This is a genomic window from Leifsonia sp. TF02-11 (genome assembly GCF_017565305.1).
GTDB lineage: Bacteria > Actinomycetota > Actinomycetes > Actinomycetales > Microbacteriaceae > Leifsonia.
Genome location: NZ_JAGEKP010000015.1, coordinates 75,177 through 95,966, shown reverse-complemented (window position 1 = coordinate 95,966; position 20,790 = coordinate 75,177). Strand labels below are relative to the sequence as shown.

The window sequence follows — 20,790 nt, the reverse complement described above, 5'->3', positions numbered from 1 at the left end:
TCGAAGTCGTCACGTCTAGAAGTACCCCAGGATCTCGTCCACCGCCTGGCGCGCGTCGCCGAAGAGCATCCGCGCGTTCTCCCGGTAGAACAGCGGGTTCGGCACGCCGGCGTACCCGGCGGCCATCGACCGCTTGAACACGACGACTTGGCTGGCCTCCCACACGCGCAGCACCGGCATGCCCGCGATCGGGCTGCCCGGGTCCTCCGCCGCGGCCGGGTTGACGGTGTCGTTCGCGCCGATGACGAGGACCACGTCGGTGTGCGACAGGTCGTCGTTGATCTCGTCCATCTCGAGCACGATGTCGTAGGGGACGCGCGCCTCGGCGAGCAGCACGTTCATGTGGCCGGGGAGGCGGCCGGCGACCGGGTGGATCCCGAACCGCACCTCCACGCCGCTCTCGCGCAGCTTCTTCACGAGCTCGGCGACGGGATACTGCGCCTGCGCGACGGCCATCCCGTAGCCGGGGGTGATCACGACCGAGGTCGCGTTCTTGAGCAGTTCCGCGGTCTGCTCGGCGGTGACCTCCTGGTACTCGCCCTGCTCCTCCGCACCGGAGGCCGTTGGCGCCTCGATGCCGAAGCCGCCGGCGATCACCGACAGGAACGACCGGTTCATCGCCTTGCACATGATGTACGACAGGTACGCACCCGAGGAGCCGACGAGTGCGCCCGTGACGATCAGGAGGTCGTTGTCGAGCAGGAACCCGGAGGCGGCGGCCGCCCAGCCCGAGTAGCTGTTGAGCATGGAGACGACGACCGGCATGTCGCCTCCGCCGATCGACGCGACCAGGTGCACGCCGAGCGCGAGGGCGACCAGCGTCACCACGGCCAGCAGCCACAGCTCGGGGGTGACGACGTACCAGGCCGCGAGCGCCACGAACACGACCAGGGCGCCGACGTTGAGCACGTTCTTGCCGGGGAGGACGAGCGGCTTCGACGAGATGCGCGCCGACAGCTTCAGGTAGGCGACGATCGAACCGGTGAAGGTCACGGCGCCGATGAAGATGCCGATGACCACCTCGGCGCTGTGCACCCCGGCGAGCGCGCCCGGCAGGTGCGGGTGCGAGAGGTAGCCGTTCCAGCCGACGAGCACCGCGGCCAGACCGACGAAGCTGTGCAGGAGGGCGATCAGCTGCGGCATCCCGGTCATCTGCACGACGCGCGCCCGCCACAGGCCGATGGTCGCGCCGATCAGCACGGCGATGGCCATCAGCACCAGACCGGACGGCGCGAGCGCGTTCTCGGCGGTGAGCCAGATCGTCGCGGCGAGCGCGATGACCATGCCGGCGATCCCGTAGAGCACACCGCCGCGGGAGGTCTCGTGACGGGACAGCCCGGCGAGACTCAGGATGAAGAGGACTGCTGCGACGAGGTATGCGGCATCCGCCACGGCGACCGCGGTCACCGGCCGGCCCCGCTCCGCCCGGCGCCGCCGCGCCCGGCACCACCCGCACCGCCACTCGGCCCGGCGGCGCCCGGCCCTGCGTCGCTGCGCGAGAACATCGCGAGCATCCTCCGCGTCACCGCGAAACCGCCGAAGATGTTGATGGAGGCCACCAGCACCGCGACGGCGGCGAGCACCTGCACCGTGAGGTCGGGTGTGGTGATCTGCACGATCGCGCCGACGACGATGATGCCCGAGATGGCGTTGGTCACGCTCATCAGCGGAGTGTGCAGCGCGTGGTGCACGTTGCCGATCACGTAGAAGCCGATCACGGTCGCGAGCACGAGCACGGTGAAGTGCCGCGGGATCGGGTCGGGCGAGAACGCGGTCAGCAGGAACAGCGCGGCCAGCCCCACGGCGACGAGCACGGCCCGGCGCACGGGTGTCAGCCACGGTTCCTTGGCAGCGGGAGCCGCCACGGGCGCGAGTGCAGCGCGCGGCGGCGCCGCCGAGACCTGCACGGGTGGCGGCGGCCAGGTCGTCTCGCCGTCGCGCACCACGGTCACCGACCGCTGAACGACATCGTCGAAGTCGAGTGTCAGCCGGCCGTCTTTGTGCGGGGTCAGCAGGGTGAGGAGGCTGACCAGGTTGTTCCCGTACAGCTGTGACGACTGCGTGGGCAGCCGCGACGGCAGGTCGGTGTAGCCGAGGATGATCACGCCGCCGTCGGTCACGACCCGCTCCCCCGCGACCGACCCTGCGACGTTGCCGCCCTGAGCGGCCGCCATGTCGACGATGACCGAGCCGGGGCGCATGCTCGCGACGTCCTCCGCCGTCAGCAGCTTGGGGGCGGGACGACCGGGGATGAGCGCGGTGGTGATGACGATGTCGACCTCCCGCGCCTGTTCGGAGTAGATCTCGGCGGCGCGGCGGTCGTAGGCCTCGCTGGTCTGCTTGGCGTAGCCGTCGGCGGACTGCATGGCGCCGTTCTCATCGCCGGCGACCTCCACCGCCAGGTACTCGCCGCCGATCGAGCGCACCTGGTCGGCGACCTCCGGGCGCGGGTCGGTGGCGCGGACGATCGCGCCCATGCTGGAGGCCGCGCCGATCGCGGCGAGGCCCGCCACTCCGGCGCCGGCGACGAGCACCTTCGCGGGCGGCACCTTGCCCGCGGCGGTGACTTGGCCGGTGAAGAAGCGGCCGAACTCGTGGGCGGCCTCCACGACCGCGCGATAGCCGGAGATGTTGGCCATGGAGCTGAGGACGTCCATCGACTGCGCGCGCGAGATGCGGGGCACGGCGTCGAGCGCGAGCGCGGTGATCCCCCGCTGCGACAGGGCGGCGAGGAGGTCGGGGCGGAGCGCGGGGCTCAGCGACGCGATCAGGGTCGCACCGTCGGCGAGCAGCGCGATCTCGTCGTCGACGGGTGGCGCGACCTTGAGCACGATGTCGGCGGCCCACGCGCTCTCCCGCGGGACGATGCGCGCACCCGCCGCGGCGAACGCGTCATCCGTGAACGCGGCCCGCACGCCGGCGCCGCGCTCCACGACGACGTCGTAGCCCAGGGAGACGAGCTTCTTCACGGAACTCGGGCTGGACGATACGCGGGCTTCACCCGGACGTTCAGCGACGATGCCGACTGTCGACACCTGGCCTCCCTGCCTTATTGATGTGGACCCTACCAGGCCGCCTCGGCGCGGACGAGGTGCGGCCGCGGCACACGCCGAGCGGCTACCGTGACCACATGGAGGACACCACGATCGAGGTGTGGATCTCGCCATCGGACTACGGCTGCTGCGGGGTGCCGTTCGCCGTCGGCGACGAGATCGGCTTCACGCTCGTCAGGTACGTGGACGAGGACGGCGATCGCTACTGGGACGTTCGGCACCCGATCGACGACGCCCCCGGCGTGGACGTCCGCGGTCGCGTCGAAGCGATCGTGGCGGGCTACGAGCGGATGGTGCCGGTAGCCGGCGCGCACTATCTGACGAATGATCCGAACGACACACTCGAGCGGATCGTGGACGCCGTGCCGACGGTTGGAGAGCCGGGCGGCTATGCCGAGACGAGTTACCGGGTGACGTTTCGCGTCCCCATCGACGCGGAACTCCCTGCGCCGCGTCGGCCGTTCCCTGCACCCGAGACGGATGTGCGCCCGCGGCCGGCGCACACCGCTGTGCTCACGCAGCTCGTGGACGAGATCGAGGAGCGCTTCGGCGATGCGGTGGAGATTCTCCGCACCCCGGACGACCGCGCCGTGACCCTCGCACCGACACGCGAGGACGCCGCAGCGGTGCGTTGGAACCTCTACGACGACGACCTGGTGGTGGAGATCGAGCGGGCCGGATGGAGGCTGCCCTGGCCGGGCGACGCACTGTCCGTCCTGCTGCAGCTCATCGACGCGGCGGCGAGCGGAGGGTTCTCGGAAACGGTCGACGACGACACGTTCGTATCGATCGCACACCCGCCGAACGGGATTCCGCTGACCGCGACGGCTGCCGCGCCCGTCTTCCCGGCGAACGGCGGCCCCATCGTGATCGCCGGCAGCGTCGCCGAGCGCCTGACGCGCATTGGCTCGGGCCGTCCTTTCCCACCCTGGTGAGCGCCACCGCCGCGGCCTCGGCCGCGGCCTCGGCTGAGCAGCACCACCCGCCAGAATGGTGGGCATGATCACGCACACCGTCACCTTCCGGCTCGCCCACGACCGCGGGTCGGCCGCCGAGCGGGACTTCATCGACACCGCCCGCCGCGAGCTGTCGGCGATCGACGGCGTGCGGGACTTCACGGTCTGCGACCAGGTGGGCGCGAAGAGCGACCTCACGCTGCAGTTCTCGATGGTGTTCGCCGACCAGGCCGCCTATGACGCCTACAACACCCATCCGGCGCACGTCGCCTTCGTGAGGGAGCGCTGGGTTCCGGAGGTCGCGGAGTTCCAGGAGTTCGACTACGTGCGTCATGCGGGCTGATCGACGGTCCCGTGGCTAGGTCGTCGCCACAGCCGCCTGGATCACCGAGGCGAACACCGGACGCCAGCGCGGCGCAGCGAAGCCGGCCGCCCGGATCGCCGCGTCGGCCGCCTCGCGGCTGGCGGCCGCACCTCCCGGCCCGAACACGCGTGTCGGCAGCGGCCGGGACGTGAACACGTCCGCGAGCAGCAACGCGCCTCTCGGCACCAGCACCCGACGGCACTCGCGCAGACCGGCATCGCGGTCCTTCCAGTGGCTGAAGGAGGTCGAGCTCACGACGAGGTCGAAGGAGCCGTCCTCGAAGGGCAGGCTCTCCGCCACTGCCTGCACGACCGCCAGCCGGGAGGACGAGGCGACGCGCACCATCTCCGGCGCGGGATCGACCCCGGCCAGCCGGGCCTCCGGGCGGAGCGCGCCGACGAAGCGCAACAAGGCGCCGCTGCCGCACCCGACATCGAGGATGCGCGGCGCCGGAGTGCCCGCCACCAGCGAGACGGCGAGCACCCCGACCCGCCGGGCGATCTCCCGGTGCAGAAGGCCGCGCGGCCCGCGCTCGTAGCCGCCGGCGCGCCGGTCGTAGGCGACGACATCCCGCTCGCGATCGAAGGTCATGGCGCGAGCCTACGACGTGCGGGGCGCTTCGTGAGATGTGCCGCACATCGTCTCTTACCGGGGCCGTATCGCCACATTTGCCGCAAATCGTCTTCACACCGGCTCGCGTTGCGTATACATGAAGGACCAGGAGGCGGCGGAAACCGGGGCGCGTGTACCATTGTGTATACACGGAAGGCTCTGGATGGAAGCGAAGGCGAGCGATCGCGCGTACACCGCGCTGCGCGCAGACATCGTCGAGTGGCGGCTGGAGCCGGGCACAGTGCTGCAGGAGGTCGAGCAGTCCGAGCGGCTCGGCGTCTCCCGCACTCCGGTCAGGGAGGCCCTCGCCCGCTTGACCGCCGACGGTCTCGTCGCCGCGCAGGGCGGTCGCGGGCTCGTCGTCACCGCCGTCTCCGTGGAGTCGGTCGAGCAGCTCTTCGAGCTGAGGAGGGCGCTGGAACAGGAGGCCGCCCGCGCGGCGGCGGCGAACCGTGACGTCGCGGTGTTCCTCGACCTCCGCGACCGCTTCCGTTCGGCCGCCGACCTCCTCGACGACGGCGATCCCTCCCACGACCGCTACTACGCGCTGGTCGACGATCTCGATCGGGCCATCGACCACGCGGCGGCCAACCCCTACCTCGTCGCCGCGCTCCGCAACCTCCGGCCGCACCTCGCCCGGCTACGCCGGGTGTCGCGCGACGACCCCGACCGCCTGCGGGCCGCGGCCCAGGAGCACCTGCTCATCGTGGAGGCGATCGTCGACGGCGACGCCGACCTCGCCGCGTCCGCGACCCGCGTCCACCTCCACCGCAGCCTGCAGAACGTGCTGCTGACGGCGGAACGACTCACTTCGACGAAGGAGACCGCATGAGAAACCACACCGTCCGCGTCCACCGCAGCGACGAGAACCTCGCTCGGGAGGACCAGCTCGCGTGGAAGATCGCCGAGGTGGCGACAGACCCGGTCGAAGTCGCCCCCGAGGTGGTCGACATGGTGATCAACCGCGTCATCGACAACGCCGCCGTGGCCGCGGCCTCCCTCGCCCGCAAGCCGGTCGTCTCCGCCCGGTCGCAGGCGCTGGCCCACCCGCTGCCGACGGCCCAGCTCGAGGAGATCGTCTCGGCCGCCGAGCATCCGCAGCACGGGTCGACGGTGTTCGGCGAGCCGCAGTCGGTGCGCGTGAGCCCCGAGTGGGCGGCCTGGGCGAACGGCGTCGCCGTGCGGGAGCTGGACTTCCACGACACCTTCCTCGCCGCCGAGTACTCGCACCCCGGCGACAACATCCCGCCGATCCTCGCGGTCGCTCAGCACGCCGGACGCACCGGCCACGACCTGATCCGCGGCATCGCGACCGGGTACGAGATCCAGATCGACCTGGCGAAGGCGATCAGCCTGCACGCGCACAAGATCGACCATGTCGCCCACCTCGGCCCGAGCGCCGCCGCCGGCATCGGCACCTTGCTCGGGCTGGACACCGAGACGATCTTCCAGGCGATCGGCCAGGCATTGCACACCACCACGGCGACCAGGCAGTCCCGCAAGGGCGCGATCTCCTCGTGGAAGGCGCACGCTCCGGCGTTCGCGGGCAAGATGGCCGTCGAGGCGGTCGACAGGGCGATGCGCGGCGAGACCAGCCCGACCCCGATCTACGAGGGCGAGGACGGCGTGATCGCCTGGCTGCTCGACGGGCCGTCCGCCTCCTACGAGGTGCCGCTTCCGGAGTCCGGCGAGGCCAAGCGCGCGATCCTCGACTCCTACACGAAGGAGCACTCGGCCGAGTATCAGGCTCAGGCGTGGATCGACCTCGCCCGCAAGCTCCACACCGAGCACCCCGAGGTCGGCGACCCCGAGCGCGTGGAGAGCATCGTCATCCACACCTCGCACCACACCCACAACGTGATCGGATCGGGAGCGAACGACCCGCAGAAGTACGACCCGACCGCGTCCCGCGAGACGCTCGACCACAGCATCCCGTACATCTTCACGGTGGCGCTGCAGGACGGCGGCTGGCACCACGTGAAGTCGTACCTCCCCTCGCGTGCGGCCCGGCCCGACACCGTTGCGCTCTGGGGCAAGGTCACCACGACCGAAGACCCGGAGTGGACCCGCCGCTACCACTCCATCGATCCCGCCGAGAAGGCGTTCGGAGGCCGCGTCGAGATCACGCTTGCCGACGGCCGCGTGATCACCGACGAGATCGCCGTCGCCGACGCCCACCCGCTCGGAGCTCGGCCGTTCGCCCGCGCCGACTACGTCGCCAAGTTCCGATCCCTGGCGGCGGGGGTGCTCGAGGAGGCCGAGATCGAGCGCTTTCTCGACCTCGCCCAGCGGCTTCCCGAGCTGACCGCGGACGAGCTCGGCGGCCTCACCATCACCGCTCCGGCCGGGACGCTGCCGGCCGCACCGAAGGGACTGTTCTGATGCTGTACTCGTCCGTTCCCGCCCACGAGAAGCGCGCGGCCTTCCGCGCGCGGCTGGCCACCGGTGAGCTGCTGCGCTTCCCCGGCGCGTTCAACCCGCTGAGCGCGCGCCTCATCCAGGAGAAGGGCTTCGAAGGCGTCTACATCTCCGGCGCCGTCATCGCCGCCGACCTCGGCCTCCCGGACATCGGCCTCACCACCCTGACGGAGGTCGCCGGCCGCGGCCGGCAGATCAGCCGGATGACCGACCTCCCCACCCTGATCGACGCCGACACCGGCTTCGGCGAGCCGATGAACGTCGCCCGCACCGTGCAGGAGCTCGAGGATGCGGGCGTCGCCGGCCTCCACATCGAAGACCAGGTCAACCCCAAGCGCTGCGGCCACCTGGACGGCAAGGCCGTCGTCGGCCTGGACACCGCGACCAAGCGGATCCGCGCCGCGGTGGATGCGCGCCGCGACCCGAACCTCCTGATCATGGCGCGCACCGACGTGCGGGCGGTGGAGGGGCTCTCGGCGGCCGTCGACCGCGCCAAGGCGCTGGTGGATGCCGGCGCCGACGCGATCTTCCCCGAGGCGATGGCCGACCTCGCCGAGTTCGAGGCCGTCCGCAACGCCGTCGACGTCCCGGTGCTCGCCAACATGACGGAGTTCGGCAAGAGCGAGCTCTTCACCGCCGAGCAGCTCGCGAGCGCGGGCATCAACATCGTCATCCACCCGGTTTCGCTGCTGCGCATCGCCATGGGCGCCGCCGAACGCGGCCTCGACACCCTCGTCGCCGACGGCTCGCTGAAGGCGGAGGTGCCCGGCATGCAGACGAGGGCGCGGCTCTACGAGCTGCTCGACTACTCCGGCTACACCGCCTTCGACACGAACGTGTTCGACTTCGAGGTGCCGACCGGCCGCTGAGCGGTGGCCCCCACCATCGAAGGCGGCCCGTCAGGCCTCGCGGTGGCGGGGAGAGCGGGTGGCGGTGTGGCTCGGGTCGCGTTCGACGGCGCCGCCGAGCACCTCGTCGATCCGGCCGAGCAGCTCGGCGGGGATGGTGGCGCCGGAGGCCTTCACGTTCTCGACCACCTGCTCGGGCCGGGAGGCGCCGATGATCGCGGTCGCGACGTTGTCGTTCTGCAGCACCCACGCGACGGCGAGCTGGGCGGGCGTGAGGCCGATCTCCTGAGCGATCGGCGTCAACTGCTGGACGCGCGTGAGCACGTCGTCGGTCAGCCAGCGCTTGACGGCGCCGGCGCCGCCCTTCTCGTCGGTGGCGCGGCTGCCCTCGGGCAGCGGGGCGCCGGGGAGGTACTTGCCGCTCAGCACGCCCTGCGCCACCGGCGACCAGACGATCTGCGAGATGCCGAGCTCCTTGGAGGTCGGCACGACCTCCGCCTCGATGACCCGCCACAGCGCCGAGTACTCGGGCTGGTTCGAGATCAGCTGGAAGTTCAGCTCCTTCGCGAGCGCTGCACCGGCGCGGAGCTGGTCGGCGGTCCACTCGCTCACACCGATGTAGAGCGCCTTGCCCTGCCGGACGATGTCGGCGAAGGCCTGCATGGTCTCCTCCAGCGGCGTGAAGAAGTCGAAGCGGTGCGCCTGGTAGAGGTCGACGTAGTCGGTCTGGAGCCGCGAGAGCGAGCCGTCGATGGACTCCATGATGTGCTTGCGCGAGAGCCCGACGTCGTTGTGGCCCTGCGGCCCCGTCGGCCCGAACACCTTCGTGAAGATCTCGAGCGACTGGCGGCGCTCGCCCTTCAGCGCCTCGCCGAGCACGGTCTCCGCGGCGGTGTTCGCGTAGACGTCGGCGGTGTCGAAGGTGGTGATCCCGGCGTCCAGCGCGGCGCGGACGCAGGCGGCCGCGGCGTCGTTCTCGATCTGCGACCCGTGGGTCAGCCAGTTCCCGTAGGTGATCTCGGAGATTCTGAAGCCGGAGTTTCCCAGGTACCTGAACTGCACTGTCGTTCCTTTCGTGACGGGTCGTCAGGGTCGATGCTAGGCACCCGGATTCAGCAAATCCAACAGCGGCAGGTTCTCGGATTCAGTGATGCTGGTGGTGAATGCGGCTGGTGAATGCGGCTGGATGCCCGGCGAGGGCTCGGCCTAGACTCCGGATCATGACCGCACGGATCGCCAACGTCACCTTCCACGCACACGACCCGGCCGCGCTCGCCCGGTTCTGGGCGGCCGTCATGGGCTATCCCGAACCGGAGTGGCTGACCGCAGAGGAGGAGGCCGAGTTGCGCGCCGCCGGCCTCACCGACGATGACCTCGCCGCACGCGCGGTCGCGTGGGACGAGGATCCCGCCCACCAGCGCTTCTACTTCTCCCGCTACGACCACGAGAAGCGGCAGCGCAACCGGATGCACCTCGACATCAGCCCGTCGACCGGCCGGCACGCCACCCGCGAAGAGGTAGAGGCCGAGCGCGACCGGCTGGTCGCGCTGGGCGCCACCGTCGAGAAGGTGCTCGACGGCAAGTGGGGTCCCTACGACGAGTTCGCGATCATGATGCGCGACCCGGAGGGCAACGAGTTCTGCCTGCAGTGACGGCGTTACCGGGCGGCGGGGAGGTCAGCGACGAGCGCGCTCCTGGAACGCCCCGAACACCTCCGTGCGCACGCGCGCGAGCCGGCGGTCGGGGCCGCGCACGACATCCACCAGGCCCATGTGCACGAACCAGTCGTCGGCCGGCTTGGCGTCGTGGCGGTACAGCCAGTCGACGAGCGTGAAGAACGGGAACCAGGTGTAGCCCAGCACCGGGACGCCCGCGGCGCGCAGGCGCTCGACCTCCTCCAGCGACTCGCCCAGCCAGGCGAGCCGCGATTCCACCGAGCCGCCGCGCGAGGTCTCGGTGATCACGATGGGCAGGCCGTAGCGCTGCCAGTAGAGCTCGATGAGGTCGCGGAGGCCCGCCGTTCCGGCCTCCACCGGGTCCGTGCCGCCGTCCGGGCGGTACCGCACCGTCGTGAAGCCCGGGTAGTAGTTGACGCCGACGACATCCGGCGTCACCGCGTTGTCGGCGAACCAGGCCAGGTCGTCCTCGCGGATGCCGTTCCCGGTCAGGTACGCGTGCATCGGGTGCCCCGGCACGACCCGGCCGGTGATCAGGTCGAGCGAGACGAACCGACGCTCCTCGAGCACCTCGCGGGCGAGCGGGAGGTCGTCGCCCTCCCAGCGGAAGCCCGCGTCCACGTGCACGAACCGCGCCGCCGGGTTGACCGCGGCGATCTGCTGCTGGGTGCGCACCGTGCCCTTCGCGAGCGCGACGATGACCTTCGAGAAGCCGTCGCTCCCGGTGAGGTAGGGAGGCCAGGTGCCGTCTTCGCCGCAGTAGATCGCGTTGATCACCGGCTCGTTGAGCGGGGTGTAGTCGTCCCAGACGCCGGCGTAGCGCTCTGCGACGGCGCGCGCGTAGGAGGCGACGCGCTCGGGGTAGGTCGCGTTGACGAACTGGTTGTCGAGCCAGAGCGGAGTGCCGTAGTGCATCAGGTCGACGACGCAGCGCAGCCCGATGCTCTGCATGTGGGCGCTGACCTCGTCGAGCCAGCGCCAGTCGAACTCGCCGGGACGGGGCTCCACGAGGTACCACGGGATGCCCCAGCGGATGAACTCGGCCCCGGCCTCCACGGCGAGGTCGAGGTCCTCCCGCCAGTTCTCGTAGTGCTGCATCAGCTCGTACTCGTCGATCGGTCGGCGGCCGATGCCCTGCTGGGGCACGAAGGTGTCCTCGATGCCGACGCCGAAGTGAAGGCGCTCGTCGCGGAGCCAGTGGGGGGTCATGCGGTCCTTTCGGGGCTGCGGGAGGTTACTTGAGTCCGGTCGTCGCGATTCCCGCGACGAAACTGCGTTGGATGACGAGGAAGAAGATGACCACCGGCAGCAGCGCGAGCAGCGAACCGGCCATCAGCAGGCCGTACTCGACGACGTGCTGGCCCATGAACAGGGCGAGGCCGGCGGGCAGGGTCGCGTTGTCGAGGTCGGACGACATGATGAGCGGCCAGAGGAGGTCGTTCCAGTTGTACTGGAAGTGGAACAGCCCGAGGGTCAGCAGGGCGGGCTTGGCCAGCGGCATGATCACACGCCAGTAGATGCGCCACTCCCCCGCCCCGTCGACGCGCGCGGCCTCCTCGAGATCCTTCGGCAGCGAGAGAAAGAACTGCCTCAGGAAGAAGATGCCGAACGCGTTTGTCACGCGCGGGATGATCATGCCGGGCAGGCTGTTGGTGAGCCCGATCCCGTTGAGCATGTCGTAGAGCGGGATGAGCGTGACCTGGAACGGCAGCATCAGCAGGATCAGCACCAGCACGAGCACGACGTTGCGCCCGCGGAACTCGAGCCGGGCCAGCGCATACGCGGCCATCGAGTCGAAGAACAGCGAGATCACCGTCACCGAGCCGGCGAACACGATCGTGTTGAGGTAGAGATGGGCGAAGGGGATGCGGTTCCACACGTCGATGAAGTGCTGCAGCGTGAACTCGCGCGGCCACAGCGTCGGCGGGAAGGTGACGATGTCGGCCTCCGGCTTGAACGCGGTGAAGGCCATCCAGATGATCGGCAGCAGCATGGCGAGCGCGATGACGATGCCGGCGATGGTCGTCAGCCAGCGCAGGATGGTGCGCGTGCTCGTGTAGTGCGGGCGGCGGCGGCGCCGGGCAGCGGGAGCGGCGGTCGCCGGGGGGCGTTCGAGGGTCGCGGTCATCAGTACCTCACTTGCCGGCGCTGGAAGAAGCCGTACTGGATCATGGAGAGCAGGAACACGAACACGAGCAGCACCCAGGAGATGGCGGCGCCGTAGCCGAAGCGCAGCTCCTGGAAGCCCTCGCGGTAGATGAGCATGACGAGCGTCTCCGTGCGGAAGAACGGCCCGCCGTGCGTCATCACGTAGATCTGGTCGAACGCCTGCAGCGAGGCGATCAGCGCCATCACCGAGACGAGCATCGTCTGGTTCGACAGCAGTGGCAGCGTGACGTTGCGGAAGCGCTGCCAGACCCCGGCGCCGTCGAGGCGCGCGGCCTCGTGCAGTTCGAGCGGCACCGACAGGAGGCCGGCGAGGTAGATCACCATGTAGAAGCCGACGTTCTTCCAGACGCCGACGAACATGACAGCCGGCAGCGCCCAGGTGGGGTCGGAGAGCAGACCCTGCTTGGAGACGATGCCGAGGTTCGAGAGCCAGTACGAGATCAGCCCGATGTTCGGGTCGAGCAGGAACGACCAGGCGATCGCGATGATCCCGAGCGACACGATGAACGGCAGGAAGATGGATGTGCGCACGAACGAGCGACCGCGGAATCCGCGGTCGAGGAACACCGCGAGCGCCAGGGCGAGGACGACGGTCACCGGGGTGACGACCACCGCGTAGACGACGGTGTTCCAGAAGGCGTTCCAGAAGGCCGGGTCGCCGAAGAGCTCCTGGTAGTTCGCCAGGCCCACCCACTGGGCCGCACGGATCAGGTTGTAGTTCGTGAACGAGAGGTACGCCGCCTGGATCATCGGGTAGACCGTGAACAGCCCCAGCGCGAGGAGCGACGGTGCCAGGAACAGCCAGGCCGTGAGAGCGGTGCGTCGCCTCCCGCGCCAGAAGCCGCGCGGCGCGCGGGCCGCCCTCGGCGTCGCGGCGACCGGTGTGGACGTTGTCATGGTGCCTTTCCAGTGGGCGGGCGGGATCCGTGTGCGCGGACCCCGCCCGGCGGACGTGCTGCTTCTGATCGGGGCTGCTACTTCTGATCCAACTTGGCCTGCACCTGCTGCGATGCCGCCTTGAAGACCTCGTCGACCGATCCCTGACCGTTCAGGGCCTTCTGCAGCGACGGATAGAAGATGTCCTGCACGATCGACGAGCCGGACTGCAGCCCGGGGAGGAGGATCCGCGAGTCGTCGACGACGTCCTTCGCGCCGAAGATCGCCGGGTAGGGGTTGTCGGTGATCTGCGCGCCGACCTCCGGCTCGAGCGGGGCGAAGCCGGAGCCCTCCGACCAGGTCTTCTGCGACTTCTCGAGTGTCCAGTAGTGCATGAACTGGTAGGCGGCCTCCTTGGTCGCCTTGTCGTCCTTGGCCGGCAGGGCCATGGTCTCCACGTCGGCGAGGATGGCGTTGCCGGAGGGACCGGCGAACGGGCGCACGACGCCGAAGTCGATGCCCGCCTGCTTGTAGCCGGTGGTCGCCCACGGACCGTTGATCTCGATGGCCGCCTTGCCGGTGGCGAAGAGCTTGTCAGCATCGGCGCCGGAGAGCCCGATCGGCGAGGCCTGCTTGTTCTTCACCAGGTCGACCCAGAAGTTGAGGGCCGTGAGGCTGGCGGGCGAGTCGAGCTCCGACTTCTTGTTGTCGCTCGAGACGATGTCGCCCCCGGCGTTCCACAGGAACGGCGGGTACATGTCGACAGTCTCGTGGTCGGCGAGCGCGATCGCGTACTGGTCGGGCTTGGCGGCGCCGGCCGGGGTGGTCGTCAGCTTCGGGACCATCGCGGCGAACTCGTCCCAGGTCGTCGGCGGCTTGTTCGGGTCGAGCCCGGCCTTCGTGAACAGCGCCTTGTTGTAGTACATCATCGTCGTGGCGATGTCGACGGGGACGCCGTAGTTCTTGCCGTCGTATTTCGACGCGTCGATCGCGGTCTTCGGCAGCTTCGCGGTGTCGTGCGCGCCTCCCGCGTAGTAGTCGTCGATCGGCTGGAAGAGGCCCTGCGACGCGTAGGCGGGGACGCGCGAGAAGTCGAGGGCGACGATGTCGGGGCCGCCCTTGGAGGTCGCTCCGGTCAGGAGCTTCTGGTACAGGGTGTCCCACGGCATGGTGACGTTCTTGACGACGACCTTCGACTGCGACGCGTTGAAGGCGTCGACCACCTTCTGCATGGCGGGGCCGTCCGGGCCGGTGTTGCCGTTCCAGAAGCTGAGGGTGATCTTTCCGTTCTGGTCGGTGTTGGCGTTGCTGCCGCCGGACCCCTGTCCGGCGCAGCCCGTGAGTGCCAGCGCGACAGCCGCGACGGTCGCCGTGACTGCTGCGAGCGCCGGGCGTGCGACCCGGCGGGAACGTGAGTGCATGTCTTCTCCTTCGAAGCGACGTTCAACGTTGAACGGGGAATGTGGTATCAAGTTATACACGACCGGTAATCGTTGAACAAGTGGCACCTCATGTGCGATGGTAAACGTTGACCGAAGGAGCGTCGTCGCTGGGGCGGCGCGTCGGACGATCGAAGGAGACGCTGATGCGCAGGACGACGCTGAAAGACGTCGGCGACCACGTCGGCGTCTCGGCGAAGACGGTCTCGAACGTGATCAACGGCACCGGCTGGGTGCGCGACGACCTGAAAGCACGCGTCAGGGAGGCCATCGACGAGCTCGGCTACCGGCCCAACTCGGCCGCCCGCCAACTGCGCAGCGGGCGCAGCGGGATGATCGCACTGGCCATCCCCGACCTCAGCCAGCCGTACTTCGCAGAGCTGGCGTCGGCGATCGTCGCCGCCGCCGCCGACCGCTCGATCACCGTGCTGATCAACCAGACCAACGGCCAGGCCGATGCCGAACGCCGCATCAGCGACGGCGACGGCATCCCGGTGATGGACGGCCTCATCCTCTCGCCGCTCGCCCTCACCGCGAGCGACCTCGCCGACCGGCAGGACTCCACCCCCATCGTCCTGCTGGGCGAGCACGTCGGCGAGTCACGCTTCCCGCACGTGACCGTCGAGAACGCCGCCGCAGCGCGGGCCGCGACCGAGTACCTGCTGCGCTCGGGCCGCACGCGGATCGCCGCGATCGGCGCCCAGGCGACCGGACCGCGGGAGACCTCCGAGCTGCGTCTCGCCGGCTACCGCGCCGCGCTGCGGGAGGCCGGCATCGCGGAGGATCCAGCGCTGATCCGGCAGGTCATCGACTTCCGCCGCAGCGACGGCGTCGCCGCCATCGACGGTCTGCTCGCCGAGGGCGTGCCGTTCGACGGTGTCTTCGCCTTCAACGACCTGATGGCCCTCGGCGCCCTGCACGCGCTCGGCGAGGCCGGTCTCCGTGTGCCGGAGGACGTCGCCGTCATCGGCTTCGACGACATCGAGGAGGGCCGCTACAGCACCCCTCCCCTCACGACCGTCGCCCCCGACAAGGCCGCCCTCGGCAGCCTCGCCCTCGAACTGCTGCTGTCCGACTCCCCCGCCGCGGGAGACACCACCGTCCCCTACCAGATCGTCTCGAGGATGAGCGCATGACCGCCGACCGACTCCCCGACCCCCTGAACCAGGACGGTTCGTATCCCCGTCCCCAGCTCGTGCGCCCGCACTGGAGCGACCTCGGCGGGGAGTGGGAGTTCGCCTTCGGGTCGGATCCGGAGCAGGCACCGGAGGATGTGGAGTTCGACCGGACCATCGTGGTCCCGTACCCGCCGGAGGCGGAGCTCAGCGGCATCGGCGACACCGGGTACCACCCGGTGGTGTGGTACCGCCGCACGTTCGGCGCCGCCGAGCTGACGGAGGCGGGATTCGCCGGGTCGCGCCCGCGCGTCCTCCTGCACTTCGGCGCCGTGGACTTCGCCGCCGACGTCTGGCTCAACGACCGCTACTTGGGCCACCACGTGGGGGGCCAGACTCCGTTCCACTTCGACGTCGGCGGTCTCGTCGAGCCGGACCGTGCGAACGAACTCGTCGTGCGCGCCGTGGACGACCCGCTCGACGTGGCGGTGCCGCGCGGCAAGCAGGACTGGAGGGAGTCCCCGCACTCGATCTGGTACCACCGCACGACCGGTATCTGGCAGCCCGTGTGGCTGGAGGCCGTCCCCGGCCTCCACGTCGAGTCGCTCAGCTGGGACACGGCAGCCGACGCCGCGTCGGTCGAGCTCGAACTGGTGCTGAACGCCCGACCGTCCGGCGAGGTCTGGGCCGCCGTGCGGATCGAGCACGACGGGGAGCTGCTCGCCGAGTCGCGGTACCGCGTGCTCGACACCACCTCGCACCTGCGGCTCGCCCTCTCGCGGCAGCGCAACGGCCAGCAGTACGAGGAGCTGCTCTGGTCGCCGGCGAACCCGCGCCTCCTCAGCGCGACGGTCTCGCTCGACGGCGGCGATCCCGCCGCGGACGGCGATCCCGGGCGGGGCGGCGACGCGGTCGCCAGCTACCTGGGGCTGCGCACCGTGCGCACCGACGACCGCTGCCTGCTGCTCAACGACCGCCCCTTCTCCGTGCGCGCGGTGCTCTCACAGAACTACTGGCCGGAGTCCCACCTCGCGGCGCCCTCCGCCGACGCACTGCGCCGGGAGGTCGAGCTCATCCTCGAGCTGGGCTTCAATACGGCGCGCGTCCACCAGAAGGCGGAGGACCCGCGCTTCCTGTACTGGGCCGACCGGCTGGGCCTGCTGATCTGGGCGGAGACGGCGAGCGCATACGAGTTCTCCGCGCGGTCGATCCAGCTGCTCACAGAGGAGTGGATGCAGCTGGTCCAGCGCGATCGCTCGCACCCGTCGATCATCGCTTGGGTGCCGCTGAACGAGAGCTGGGGCGTGCAGCACATCTCGCACGACCCGCGGCAGCGCGCGTACAGCCGCGGCCTGACCGAGCTGACCCGCGCCATCGACGGCACCCGCCCGGTGATCTCGAACGACGGCTGGGAACACACGGACTCCGACCTCATCACCATCCACGACTACGAGAGCGACCCCGAAGTGCTCGGTCGCCGCTACGGGAGTCGTGCTGCGCTCGACGAGCTGATCGCCGGGCCGGGTCCGGCGGGCCGCCGCATCCAACTGCACGCCTCCGCGCCTACGCGACCGATCATGCTGACGGAGTTCGGCGGAGTGAGCTGGATCGACCACGACGTCGACGACGCCTGGGGGTACTCCTCCGCCCGCGACGCCGCGGACTTCGGCGCGCGGGTGACGGGACTGATCGGAGCGGTCGCCGACTCGACGGTGCTGGCAGGGTTCTGCTACACCCAGCTCGCAGACACCGGGCAGGAGACCAACGGCCTGCTGCGCGCCGACCGCACAGCCAAGGTGCCGGTGGAGCTGCTGCGGGCGGCGATCGCGGGGCGGTGAGGGTGGGGGTCACCGGTCCTTGAAGTACCGGAACAGTTGCTTCTCACTCATCGTCATCGACCCGACGGCGACACCGATGAGCGCCCCCGCCATTCCCGCCAACGGGATTCCAGCGAACATTTCGAAGAGGGCGAGTTGGTCGTCGCGCCCGATCATCCACGCTGCCACGGAGGCGAGAGCTACTCCGATCACAGCGGCGGGAGCCGACCAGGCACCCCCCTCGAGCAGGTTGAGCGCGAGCAGGTCGCCTCTGGAGACACCCGCATGGAGCGCCGACGTCTGCTGAAGACGCCTGATTCTGACGCTGACGAATCCCAAGCAGAGAGCGATAGTCGCCGAGAGGGGCGTCGCAAAACGCGTCAATCGACCCGCGAAGGCGGCATTTCCGTCGAACGACGCCCCTAACGCTGAGTTCAGTTGCGCTACGGTGGGCTTCTCGCTGCTGGTCCCCGTCGAAGGAAGCATGCTGGCGAGGAGGAGGGATCGCAGGTTCGGGATCTGCGGCCACGCGGTGGCCCAGCACTCGTCGAACGGCCGGGTCGAGTTCGTCGGCGTTAGGATCGCATACCCGAAGCCTGCACGCCGACCATCCGATGGGTAGCGGTATACCGACGCGATCTGGACCGAACCGGAATCGGTCACGACCGATTCGCCGGCGACGACCCCGACGGTGCGCGCGAGGTCCTCCGGGATGAGGATGCCCTCCCCAGTGCCCGGATCCGAATCGGGATCCGAGACGACGGCGGCAAATGCGGGCGAAATCTCGTACGTCGGAATGGGGGCGTCAGGAATTGTGGCTATGACGATCTTCCGTTCGGACGAGCGCAAAGCCCCAGAAGCCGCGACACCGGGGAGGCCTGCCAGAGCCTCGCAGGCAGCACCGTCCACTAGGCCCTCCGCGACGAGGATCTCCGTCGCCGCCCCCGACGCGCGGAACGCCTCCGCCGACGCGACCAACCGAGCCGTCGCCAGCGCATCCACGAAAACCAGCCCTCCGATAAGGAGGATGAGAACCTGACTGAAGAGGGTGAAACGCGCTGTTCCTGACATGATGTCACGGCCGGCCTCACGCAACAGACTGACGAACTTCACAGCGAATCAGGCCCTTCATACGACCCGAGGTCGAGTTGCTTCGTGCATGCCGCGCGCGTTCGTTCGTCGTGCGTCGCGACGATCACGATGGTCCGCGGGTCGGCAACCGCCCTGATCGCTGAATCGACGCGCTCCGCTGTCCGCCTGTCGAGCTGGGCCGTCGGCTCATCGACCAGAAGGACGCTTGGACGGGACGCGAGTCCCCTGGCCAGCATGAGCCTCTGAGCTTCACCACCGGAGAGGTCGCCGAACCGTCGTTGCGCGACCGACTGCAGACCGAATCGGAGCATCAACTCGTCGGCCTGGTGTTCCGCCGACGAGGGCTCCTCCCCACGGGCAAGGATTGGCAAAGTGACGTGGTCGAGCGCAGTCCGGTGTGGCGACCCGAATGGATTCTGGAAGACCCAACTCACTTTCCCGATCTCGGCGAAGCGAACGGCTCCTTCGCGCGGTCTGCTCCGTCGGGCGAGTAGGGAAAGCAGGGTGCTCTTGCCCGACCCGGAAGGCCCGGTCAGCGCGTAGACCTCGCCGGGGTGGAAATCGATGGTCAGGCCCCTGAAAAGCCAATCACCGTCGCGACCGTACCGGTGGCCGACGTTTTCGAGTGCTAAGAGCACAGAGGACGTTCCGAATCTGAGATACGCACGGTCGAGGGCCGCCGCCCTTCATGGAAGAGAACGAATGTCTTGCCCAGTTGCGAACCGACGATCGTAACGTGAAGCGCAGTGTCCTCCGACGTCACGCATCCTTCGGCCCCGGTGATCGAGTACACCGAGGATGGGGGAACCGCGCCGACTTCAATCGGTTCCGCGAGGGCAACGGTGCCACGGAATACACCGGCTCCATTCTCGACGTCCGCCGTCTCCCCCGCAGCCCCACTGGAACCTGCCGCCGCGCGGGCGAACGACGGCGCAGCGGCCAACTCCGTGAGCGCCGAAGGATCCGATACATCTCCCGTCGCATCGAGCGGGACGGTCACAGAGTCGACGGTCAAAGCCCACTTCGCCCCGGAGAAGTCGGCCGACGTGTCGATTATGGAAACGCGGGAAATACCTCCGGCGATCGATGCGAGCGCAGCGCCCGAATCCACCCTCCCGCCGGCCTGTACATCGCAGCTCGCGATCGTGACGGACGCGGAAGCGAGCCAGACGATTCGCCCGACCTCGACCACCGTGGAGTCGCCAGTTCGGTCTCCTGCACGCTCGAACAGGTCGGCAACTGCGGAAAGGGTGCGAGCGCCGACCTTTCCGTCCGCCTTCGTTGTGTAGCCGAGCCGCGCGAGCTCCTTCTGAAGACCCGTGACATCGTCGCCCTCGTCTCCGCTGCGCAGGTCGCGCCACAGTGGAATGTCCGTCGCGAGCGCCACCAACGGACGCCCATCGACGGAGGCCGGAGTCGAGCCTGAGACGATCACCGACCCTGGCTCGCAGGCCGAGTGGGTGATCCTTCCGGCGACCCCCGATTCCAGTCGCGAGTCGGGAATCGACTCGACGCGCAGCGCTAGCGTCCGCGAATCGGAGAACTCCTGATAGGTGACAGGGGCGACCGCGGCAGGTCGAGATTCGGCCAAGGAACTCGGCGGCTCAGCGTTGAACCATAACCAGGTGGCCGTCGTGCCAGAGGCGAAGACGGCAACAATGAGCACGGCGATGACCGCAAATCGCGGCAGGACGCGCGCCGTCATCCCTTCGACTCGCCCAGAAGCCCCAGCGGGTCCAGATCACACTCTCGGAGCGCCCTCTCACCTCGAGCCCCATCACTGAACGGGAACGCCATGGCCGGCGCGTCTCGCGAGTAGTCGCTGCCGGAGTACGAAGCCGGCACGACCTTCTTCTTCACTAAGCACGCAGCTGTGATCGCGGCTTCGTCGAGATTCTGCGGGTTCCGCTGCATGGCGAAGTAAAGGGAGCCGATGGTGTCGAGGCCCGAGGTCGCCGAACACTCGTCCGCGATCGTGTTGGCCTCCTCGGTCGTCGTTCCGCTTCCGGGCTTGAACTCGTATCCCCCACCGGGTCCGAATCCGCCGAAGGTGATGTTGCGGTCGCGCATGCAGGTGGCGAACGCGTTCTCCATCTCGGCGAACTCGGCGTCGGAGATTCGGCCGTCGGCAAGCGCGCTCCGCTCGAATTCGGTCGTAGCACGTCGACGAGCTTCCGCGATTTCGTCTGCCCAGCCAGTGCGCGTGCTGGCGCGAACGCCCGGACCGGATGACGGGTTGTCGGACGTTCCACCGGCTGCGGCGCACCCGCTGAGTGCAAGCATGCACGCGAGCAGAATGCCGATAGGGGAGGTGACTCTCTTCATCGCTGCCTTCCAAGCAGAAGGGCAGGCCGG

Annotated in this window: 20 protein-coding genes; 8 read left to right on the top strand and 12 right to left on the bottom strand. The window is 69.2% G+C overall.

Annotation, left to right across the window (positions count from 1 at the left end; translation table 11 throughout):
• Positions 1-15: 15 nt before the first annotated feature.
• A complete protein-coding gene (gene pntB / locus JNB50_RS18430) occupies positions 16-1,407 on the bottom strand; it encodes a Re/Si-specific NAD(P)(+) transhydrogenase subunit beta (protein ID WP_208041627.1) in 1,392 nt (463 codons plus the stop codon).
• Entirely contained in the window at positions 1,404-3,035 is a 1,632-nt protein-coding gene (locus tag JNB50_RS18425; protein WP_208041626.1) for a Re/Si-specific NAD(P)(+) transhydrogenase subunit alpha, read from the bottom strand. Before JNB50_RS18425 ends, pntB begins: the two co-directional genes overlap by 4 nt.
• Positions 3,036-3,130: 95 nt before the next feature.
• Between JNB50_RS18425 and JNB50_RS18420 the strand changes: the two genes are divergently transcribed.
• Together JNB50_RS18420 and JNB50_RS18415 are read left to right on the top strand one after the other, a co-directional pair.
• Positions 3,131-3,988 carry a DUF6578 domain-containing protein gene (locus tag JNB50_RS18420; protein ID WP_208041625.1) on the top strand — a complete coding sequence of 286 codons (858 nt, stop codon included), beginning with the start codon at positions 3,131-3,133 and terminating at the stop codon, positions 3,986-3,988.
• Positions 3,989-4,052: 64 nt separating this feature from the next.
• A complete protein-coding gene (locus tag JNB50_RS18415) occupies positions 4,053-4,352 on the top strand; it encodes a Dabb family protein (RefSeq protein ID WP_208041624.1) in 300 nt (99 codons plus the stop codon).
• A gap of 15 nt (positions 4,353-4,367) precedes the next feature.
• On the opposite strand, the gene JNB50_RS18410 is transcribed toward JNB50_RS18415, so the two are convergent.
• Complete coding sequence (locus JNB50_RS18410; protein WP_208041623.1) at positions 4,368-4,964, bottom strand: class I SAM-dependent methyltransferase; 597 nt, start codon at positions 4,962-4,964, stop codon at positions 4,368-4,370.
• A 184-nt stretch (positions 4,965-5,148) separates the two neighbouring features.
• Here JNB50_RS18410 and JNB50_RS18405 point away from each other — a divergent pair, with 184 nt between their 5' ends.
• From JNB50_RS18405 to prpB, 3 genes are read left to right on the top strand one after another with little or no spacing between them, the layout of a single operon-like run.
• Positions 5,149-5,817, top strand: coding sequence for a GntR family transcriptional regulator (locus JNB50_RS18405; RefSeq protein ID WP_208041622.1), 669 nt, complete (start codon positions 5,149-5,151; stop codon positions 5,815-5,817).
• Entirely contained in the window at positions 5,814-7,367 is a 1,554-nt protein-coding gene (locus tag JNB50_RS18400; protein ID WP_208041621.1) for an MmgE/PrpD family protein, read from the top strand. Before JNB50_RS18405 ends, JNB50_RS18400 begins: the two co-directional genes overlap by 4 nt.
• Positions 7,367-8,272: a methylisocitrate lyase gene (gene prpB, locus JNB50_RS18395; RefSeq protein WP_208041620.1), complete on the top strand. Its 906-nt coding sequence runs from the start codon at positions 7,367-7,369 to the stop codon at positions 8,270-8,272. The genes JNB50_RS18400 and prpB overlap by 1 nt, the downstream gene beginning before the upstream one ends.
• A 30-nt stretch (positions 8,273-8,302) precedes the next feature.
• On the opposite strand, the gene JNB50_RS18390 is transcribed toward prpB, so the two are convergent.
• A complete protein-coding gene (locus JNB50_RS18390; RefSeq protein ID WP_208041619.1) occupies positions 8,303-9,313 on the bottom strand; it encodes an aldo/keto reductase family protein in 1,011 nt (336 codons plus the stop codon).
• A gap of 158 nt (positions 9,314-9,471) precedes the next feature.
• Between JNB50_RS18390 and JNB50_RS18385 the strand changes: the two genes are divergently transcribed.
• Positions 9,472-9,903, top strand: coding sequence for a VOC family protein (locus tag JNB50_RS18385; protein ID WP_208041618.1), 432 nt, complete (start codon positions 9,472-9,474; stop codon positions 9,901-9,903).
• A 24-nt stretch (positions 9,904-9,927) separates the two neighbouring features.
• On the opposite strand, the gene JNB50_RS18380 is transcribed toward JNB50_RS18385, so the two are convergent.
• From JNB50_RS18380 to JNB50_RS18365, 4 genes are all read right to left on the bottom strand, one after another.
• A complete protein-coding gene (locus JNB50_RS18380; RefSeq protein ID WP_208041617.1) occupies positions 9,928-11,136 on the bottom strand; it encodes a family 1 glycosylhydrolase in 1,209 nt (402 codons plus the stop codon).
• Between the two features lie 25 nt (positions 11,137-11,161).
• On the bottom strand, positions 11,162-12,055 hold the full coding sequence (locus JNB50_RS18375; protein WP_208041616.1) for a carbohydrate ABC transporter permease: 894 nt from the start codon (positions 12,053-12,055) through the stop codon (positions 11,162-11,164).
• Positions 12,055-12,993 carry a carbohydrate ABC transporter permease gene (locus JNB50_RS18370; RefSeq protein WP_208041615.1) on the bottom strand — a complete coding sequence of 313 codons (939 nt, stop codon included), beginning with the start codon at positions 12,991-12,993 and terminating at the stop codon, positions 12,055-12,057. The genes JNB50_RS18375 and JNB50_RS18370 overlap by 1 nt, the downstream gene beginning before the upstream one ends.
• Before the next feature lie 77 nt (positions 12,994-13,070).
• Positions 13,071-14,393 (bottom strand): ABC transporter substrate-binding protein, encoded by a 1,323-nt coding sequence (locus tag JNB50_RS18365; RefSeq protein WP_208041614.1) that lies wholly within the window; start codon positions 14,391-14,393, stop codon positions 13,071-13,073.
• 164 nt (positions 14,394-14,557) lie between these two features.
• On the opposite strand from JNB50_RS18365, the gene JNB50_RS18360 reads away from it, so the two are divergent.
• A complete protein-coding gene (locus JNB50_RS18360) occupies positions 14,558-15,547 on the top strand; it encodes a LacI family DNA-binding transcriptional regulator (RefSeq protein ID WP_208041613.1) in 990 nt (329 codons plus the stop codon).
• Complete coding sequence (locus JNB50_RS18355; RefSeq protein WP_208041612.1) at positions 15,544-17,364, top strand: glycoside hydrolase family 2 TIM barrel-domain containing protein; 1,821 nt, start codon at positions 15,544-15,546, stop codon at positions 17,362-17,364. Before JNB50_RS18360 ends, JNB50_RS18355 begins: the two co-directional genes overlap by 4 nt.
• 9 nt (positions 17,365-17,373) lie before the next feature.
• Here JNB50_RS18355 and JNB50_RS18350 read toward each other — a convergent pair whose 3' ends face one another.
• Genes JNB50_RS18350 through JNB50_RS18335 form a run of 4 tightly spaced genes read right to left on the bottom strand, consistent with a single transcriptional unit; the run spans position 17,374 to position 20,760 of the window.
• A complete protein-coding gene (locus JNB50_RS18350; protein WP_208041611.1) occupies positions 17,374-18,456 on the bottom strand; it encodes a hypothetical protein in 1,083 nt (360 codons plus the stop codon).
• A complete protein-coding gene (locus JNB50_RS18345) occupies positions 18,453-19,073 on the bottom strand; it encodes an ATP-binding cassette domain-containing protein (RefSeq protein ID WP_208041610.1) in 621 nt (206 codons plus the stop codon). Before JNB50_RS18345 ends, JNB50_RS18350 begins: the two co-directional genes overlap by 4 nt.
• Positions 19,064-20,140 (bottom strand): peptidoglycan-binding protein, encoded by a 1,077-nt coding sequence (locus JNB50_RS18340; protein WP_208041609.1) that lies wholly within the window; start codon positions 20,138-20,140, stop codon positions 19,064-19,066. The genes JNB50_RS18345 and JNB50_RS18340 overlap by 10 nt, the downstream gene beginning before the upstream one ends.
• Positions 20,137-20,760, bottom strand: a complete 624-nt coding sequence (locus tag JNB50_RS18335) for a hypothetical protein (RefSeq protein WP_208041608.1) — start codon at positions 20,758-20,760, stop codon at positions 20,137-20,139. Before JNB50_RS18335 ends, JNB50_RS18340 begins: the two co-directional genes overlap by 4 nt.
• Between the last annotated feature and the right edge of the window lie 30 nt (positions 20,761-20,790).

What these genes read in the sequence shown, in the direction of transcription:
- JNB50_RS18420 (WP_208041625.1), top strand. Translation starts at nt 3,131, where the DNA reads ATGGAGGACACCACGATCGAGGTGTGGATCTCGCCATCGGACTACGGC.
- JNB50_RS18415 (WP_208041624.1), top strand. Translation starts at nt 4,053, where the DNA reads ATGATCACGCACACCGTCACCTTCCGGCTCGCCCACGACCGCGGGTCG.
- JNB50_RS18410 (WP_208041623.1), bottom strand. Translation starts at nt 4,964, where the DNA reads ATGACCTTCGATCGCGAGCGGGATGTCGTCGCCTACGACCGGCGCGCC.
- JNB50_RS18405 (WP_208041622.1), top strand. Translation starts at nt 5,149, where the DNA reads ATGGAAGCGAAGGCGAGCGATCGCGCGTACACCGCGCTGCGCGCAGAC.
- JNB50_RS18400 (WP_208041621.1), top strand. Translation starts at nt 5,814, where the DNA reads ATGAGAAACCACACCGTCCGCGTCCACCGCAGCGACGAGAACCTCGCT.
- prpB (WP_208041620.1), top strand. Translation starts at nt 7,367, where the DNA reads ATGCTGTACTCGTCCGTTCCCGCCCACGAGAAGCGCGCGGCCTTCCGC.
- JNB50_RS18385 (WP_208041618.1), top strand. Translation starts at nt 9,472, where the DNA reads ATGACCGCACGGATCGCCAACGTCACCTTCCACGCACACGACCCGGCC.
- JNB50_RS18380 (WP_208041617.1), bottom strand. Translation starts at nt 11,136, where the DNA reads ATGACCCCCCACTGGCTCCGCGACGAGCGCCTTCACTTCGGCGTCGGC.
- JNB50_RS18375 (WP_208041616.1), bottom strand. Translation starts at nt 12,055, where the DNA reads ATGACCGCGACCCTCGAACGCCCCCCGGCGACCGCCGCTCCCGCTGCC.
- JNB50_RS18370 (WP_208041615.1), bottom strand. Translation starts at nt 12,993, where the DNA reads ATGACAACGTCCACACCGGTCGCCGCGACGCCGAGGGCGGCCCGCGCG.
- JNB50_RS18365 (WP_208041614.1), bottom strand. Translation starts at nt 14,393, where the DNA reads ATGCACTCACGTTCCCGCCGGGTCGCACGCCCGGCGCTCGCAGCAGTC.
- JNB50_RS18360 (WP_208041613.1), top strand. Translation starts at nt 14,558, where the DNA reads ATGCGCAGGACGACGCTGAAAGACGTCGGCGACCACGTCGGCGTCTCG.
- JNB50_RS18355 (WP_208041612.1), top strand. Translation starts at nt 15,544, where the DNA reads ATGACCGCCGACCGACTCCCCGACCCCCTGAACCAGGACGGTTCGTAT.
- JNB50_RS18340 (WP_208041609.1), bottom strand. Translation starts at nt 20,140, where the DNA reads ATGACGGCGCGCGTCCTGCCGCGATTTGCGGTCATCGCCGTGCTCATT.
- JNB50_RS18335 (WP_208041608.1), bottom strand. Translation starts at nt 20,760, where the DNA reads ATGAAGAGAGTCACCTCCCCTATCGGCATTCTGCTCGCGTGCATGCTT.